This is a genomic window from Massilia sp. CT11-108 (assembly GCF_047302915.1).
GTDB lineage: Bacteria > Pseudomonadota > Gammaproteobacteria > Burkholderiales > Burkholderiaceae_D > Telluria > Telluria orientalis.
The window spans coordinates 1-5,044 of sequence record NZ_JBKYMO010000406.1 but is presented as its reverse complement, the minus strand read 5'-3'; the positions used below and the strand labels follow the sequence as shown (position 1 = coordinate 5,044).

Below are 5,044 nucleotides of genomic sequence, written 5' to 3'. Positions count from 1 at the left end.
GCGCCCAGCGGCTGCTCGGCCGCCTTGTAGTACCAGGCGACGGCCTGGGCGGAGTCGCGCACGACGCCCCGCCCGGCCCGGTACAGGTCGCCCAGGTTCTGCTGCGCCGACGCGTCGCCCTGCGCGGCGGCGAGGCCGAACCAGTACGCTGCTTCGTAGTCGGACTGCACCACGCCCCGCCCCAGGAAATACATGCTGCCCAGGTGGTTCTGGGCGAACGCGAGACGCTGGCGCGCGGCCCGCTCCAGCCACCGGCAGGCGGCGACGTCGTCCTGCGGGGCACCGTCGCCTTCCTTGTACATCATGCCCAGGTTGAACTGCGCATAGGCATCGCCACACGCGGCGGCGCGGGCGAACCAGGCGAGCGCGCCGGCGCGCGGGAGGGACTCGTGACTGTGCATGCGGTAGCTCCTGACGGACACGCGTTGAGGCCAAGAATTGCAAAAATTGTAATGACGAGATGCATTACGGATTTGACTTGCAACAACGTGAAGGGGATGGACGACGGCAAAAACGACGCCGGCGCGACGGCTCGGCCGGCGGGGACAGTGCCACGCGACGAAGCCCTACTGCATGCAGGAAATATAAAGCCGGATCAGGCCGTTACGCGCCGCCCGGCCGCGTACACGCCCATGAATGCGTCGACCTTCGCGGCCGCCACGCGGTTCAGCGAGACGAGCAGGTCCGGGTCGACGCCCGCCAGCCCGTAGGCGTCGCCGAGGTGCCGGCCGATGTGCAGCAGCAGCTGGGCGGCCACTTCGGCGTCGGCCTCGGCCCGGTGGGCGTTGCCCTTGAACACGATGCCGAGCGCACGCGACAACTGGCCCAGCTTGTAGCTCGCCATGCCGGGGAACACGCGGCGCGACAGCTTCAGCGAGCACACGAGCCCGCCATGCCGGCAACCGTGTCCCAGCAGCGCGCCCTCGGCCTTGAGGAATTTCTCGTCGAAGCTCGCATTGTGCGCGGCCAGCACGTCGTCGCCGATGAAGTCGATGAGCGCGGGCACGACCTCGGCGGCCGGCGGCGCGCCGTCGACCATCGCCTGCGTGATGCCCGTCAGCTGGGTGATGAACGACGGCACGCGCACGCCGCAGTTCACGAGCGAGACGTAGCGCTCGACGATCCGGCCGTCCGCGATGCGCAGGGCCGCCACCTCGGTGATGCGGTCGCCGCCGTCGGGCGACAGGCCGGTGGTCTCGAAGTCGAGCATGACGATGGGGCGTTCGAACACGGTGATCCTTTCTTTGACCAGATCGCTTCAACCAAACTTACGGGCGGCGTCGATCGCCAGCCCGGCGCCGATGCTGCCGAACAGGTCGCCTTCGACGCGGCGCGCGTCCGGTACGATCGCGGCGATCCGCTCGCGCAGGCTCGCCACGCCGCTGGAACCGCCCGTGAAGAACACGGTATCGACGCGCTCCGGCCCGATGCCCGCTTCGTCCAGCAGGCGCTGCACGGTCGCGCCGACGCTGTCGATCATGCCGGCGATCGCGTCCGTGAACAGGTCGCGGTGCACGCGCAGCAGTTCGGGCGGGTCGAGGCGGTCGAGGTCGAGCGCCACTTCCGGCGTGTCCGACAGGCCGATCTTCGCTTCTTCCACGCGCATCGCGAGCCAGTGGCCGGCGCGGTCGTCGATCAGGCGCTGCAGGCGCTTGAGCTTGTCGGGCTCGGCCGCGTCGCGCACGAGGTCAGCGAGCTGCGCGACGCTCTTGCGCGTATAAGCCTGGTTGATCGTGTGCCACGTCGCCAGGTTGAAATAATAGCTCGACGGCACCGAGGCCCCCGACAGCAGCGTGCTGCCATGGCCCAGCAGCGGCATGACGGACGCCAGGCTCAGGTATTTGTCGAAGTCCGTGCCGCCGATGTGCACGCCGCCGGTGGCGAGGATGTCGTCGCGGCGGTCCAGGCGGTTCGCGCGCGCCGGCCCCAGGCGCACGAGCGAGAAGTCGGACGTGCCGCCGCCGATGTCGGCGATCAGCACCAGTTCCTCGCGTTCGATGCGGGATTCGTAGTCGAACGCGGCCGCGATCGGTTCGTACTGGAAGCCGATCTCCGTGAAGCCCACGGAACGGGCGATGTCGGCCAGCGTGTCCTCGGCGAGGCGGTCCGCCTCCGGGTCGTCGTCGACGAAGTACACGGGGCGGCCGAACACGGCACGGTCGAACCCGCGGCCCGCCTCGCACTCGGCGCGGCGCTTGACCTCGCCGATGAAATGCCCCAGCAGTTGACGGAACGGCAACGCGCGGCCCGCGACCTCCGTCTGGCCATCCATCAGGCTGGTGCCCAGCAGGCTCTTCAGCGACCGCATCAGGCGCCCGTCATAGCCTTCCAGATAGTCGGCCAGCGCGGCGCGGCCGTAGCGTACCTGCTCGTCGTCGGCATTGAAGAACACGACGGACGGCAGGGTCGCCTTGCCGTCCTCGAGGGGCAGCAGCGTGGGTTGGCCGGGCCGCACCCAGCCGACGGTGGAATTGGACGTGCCGAAATCGACGCCGCAAGCGTTGGCCATGGAAGTCTCTCGATGAAAGGGGCGAGATGTTACCAGATTCCGGGCGCGGAACCAACGCCGGCCCGGCTTGTCTCATGCACACGACGCCAAACGGAGCAGATATGTCGACGACGGCAGGCAGTTCCGATTACAGCCCCGGCAGCCATGCCGGCGGGCACACCCACCCGCACGGGTGGCGCCGCTGGCTGTTCGCAACGAACCACAAGGACATCGGCACGCTGTACCTGTGGTTCTCCGTCACCATGTTCATGGTCGGCGGCGTGCTGGCCCTGCTGATCCGGCTGGAACTGTTCCAGCCCGGTCTGCAATTCTTCCAGCCGGAGCTGTACAACCAGTTCGTCACCATGCACGGCCTCGTGATGATCTTCGGCGCCATCATGCCCGCCTTCGTCGGGTTCGCGAACTGGATGATCCCGCTGCAGGTGGGCGCGGCCGACATGGCGTTCGCACGCATGAACAATTTCTCGTTCTGGCTCCTGGCGCCCGCCGCGATCCTGCTCGTGGGCTCGTTCTTCGTCGCCGGCGGCGCCAACGCGGCCGGGTGGACCATGTACCCGCCCCTGTCGGTCCAGATGGGGCCGGGCATGGACATGACGATCTTCGCCGTGCACATGATGGGCGTGTCGTCCATCATGGGCGCCATCAACATCGTCACGACGATCCTGAACCTGCGCGCGCCCGGCATGTCGCTGATGAAGATGCCGATGTTCTGCTGGACGTGGCTGATCACCGCCTACCTGCTGATCGCCGTGATGCCGGTGCTCGCGACGGCCGTCACGATGATCCTCACCGACCGCCATTTCGGCACCACGTTCTTCAACGCGGCCGGTGCCGGGGACCCCGTCATGTACCAGCACATCTTCTGGTTCTTCGGCCACCCCGAGGTCTACATCATGATCCTGCCCGGCTTCGGCATCATCTCGCAGGTCATTCCCGCATTTTCGCGCAAGGCCCTGTTCGGCTATGCGTCGATGGTCTATGCGACGGCCGCCATCGCCATCATCTCGTTCATCGTGTGGGCGCACCACATGTTCACGACGGGCATGCCCGTCACGGGCCAGCTGTTCTTCATGTATGCGACGATGCTGGTCGCCGTCCCCACCGGCGTGAAGGTGTTCAACTGGGTGGCCACGATGTGGAAGGGGTCGCTCAGTTTCGAAAGTCCGATGCTGTTCGCCGTCGGCTTCATCTGGGTATTCACGATCGGCGGGTTCACGGGCCTCATCCTCTCCGTGGCGCCGATCGACGTCCAGGTGCAGGATACTTACTACGTGGTCGCGCACTTCCATTACGTGCTGGTGGCGGGGTCGCTGTTCGCCCTGTTCGCCGGCTATTACTACTGGGCGCCGAAATGGACCGGACACATGATCGACGAACGACGGGGGCGTTTTCACTTCTGGAATTCGCTCGTCTGGGTCAACGTGACCTTCTTCCCGATGCATTTCCTCGGGCTGGCGGGCATGCCGCGCCGCTACGCCGACTATCCCGTCCAGTTCACGGACTTCCACGCCATCACGTCCGTCGGCGCCCTGCTGTTCGGCCTGTCGCAGGTGTACTGGCTCGTTTGGGTCGTGATCCCGAACATCCGCGGCGGCGCGCCCGCACCGCCGAAGCCATGGGAAGGCGCGGAAGGCCTCGAATGGACCGTCCCCAGCCCGGCGCCCTTCCACACGTTCGAGACGCCGCCGCTCGTCAAGTGAACCCGGGAGTGCCTCCATGACGCGCGAATGGACATTGCGGCGCAATTGCTCCCTGTCCCCGCGCCAGGTCGCGCGCGCGTACGCCGTCCTGTGTCTCGGCTCGCTCGCCGTCGCGCTCGGCTTTCTCCTTCAAGGCATCTGGTTCGTCCTCGCGTTTTCCCTGCTCGAGCTGGCACTCGTCGGGCTCGCCCTCCTCGTCTATGCGCGCCACGCGACGGACCACGAGCGCATCGCCCTGTCCGAGTCCGGCCTGCTCGTCACCTGCGTCCAGGCCGACCACCGGGAACTCGTGCGGCTCGATCCACTGTGGACCCGCGTCGTCGTGCCGGACGAACGCCGCCGCACGCTGATCCAACTGGAATCGCGCGGCGTGAAGGTCGAGATCGGGCGCTTCGTGGACGATACGCGGCGCCGCCAGGTGGCGCGCGAACTGCGCCAGGCGCTGCGCAGCGTATCCGCGATGCGGTAGCGCAACGCTGTCAGAACGCGTTCCCGGCTGAAACGAAGCGCGCCGGGATACCCGTATTCCCACTCCTACGGACAGCTTTCTCGTCAACCTGATCCGTGTAAGCCGCGTCCGACAACCACACGGCGACGCGACCGATGTTTCTATTTTCTTATGTTTTGCATAATGCGGTATCCGCTTTGCCGCACCGCGTTGGTGCGCGCATTGCACAAGTTTCCCAGGAGAGAAGAACAACATGAGCGTTACCCAAGGATATGCAATCGTCGTGCACGGCGGCGCCGGAAGCCCGCGCGCTCGAGGCCGCCATCGCGGCGGTCGTATCGATGGAAGACGACGGCCCGCGCCAGCAGCACTGGGTTCTTGACGCCC

General features: G+C 66.7%; 5 protein-coding genes. 2 read left to right on the top strand and 3 right to left on the bottom strand.

Annotation, left to right across the window (positions count from 1 at the left end; translation table 11 throughout):
- The 3 genes from ACEN88_RS24070 to ACEN88_RS24060 form a co-directional block, all read right to left on the bottom strand.
- The coding region (locus ACEN88_RS24070; RefSeq protein ID WP_413343721.1) for a tetratricopeptide repeat protein at positions 1-401 on the bottom strand (401 nt) is incomplete at its 3' end.
- A 194-nt stretch (positions 402-595) separates the two neighbouring features.
- A complete protein-coding gene (locus ACEN88_RS24065; RefSeq protein WP_413343719.1) occupies positions 596-1,231 on the bottom strand; it encodes a PolC-type DNA polymerase III in 636 nt (211 codons plus the stop codon).
- A gap of 27 nt (positions 1,232-1,258) precedes the next feature.
- Positions 1,259-2,509, bottom strand: coding sequence for an Hsp70 family protein (locus ACEN88_RS24060; RefSeq protein WP_413343718.1), 1,251 nt, complete (start codon positions 2,507-2,509; stop codon positions 1,259-1,261).
- A 101-nt stretch (positions 2,510-2,610) separates the two neighbouring features.
- Between ACEN88_RS24060 and ctaD the strand changes: the two genes are divergently transcribed.
- Both ctaD and ACEN88_RS24050 read left to right on the top strand, forming a co-directional pair.
- A complete protein-coding gene (gene ctaD, locus ACEN88_RS24055) occupies positions 2,611-4,209 on the top strand; it encodes a cytochrome c oxidase subunit I (protein ID WP_413343716.1) in 1,599 nt (532 codons plus the stop codon).
- A 16-nt stretch (positions 4,210-4,225) separates the two neighbouring features.
- Positions 4,226-4,678 (top strand): DUF2244 domain-containing protein, encoded by a 453-nt coding sequence (locus tag ACEN88_RS24050; RefSeq protein WP_413343714.1) that lies wholly within the window; start codon positions 4,226-4,228, stop codon positions 4,676-4,678.
- Positions 4,679-5,044 lie beyond the last annotated feature (366 nt).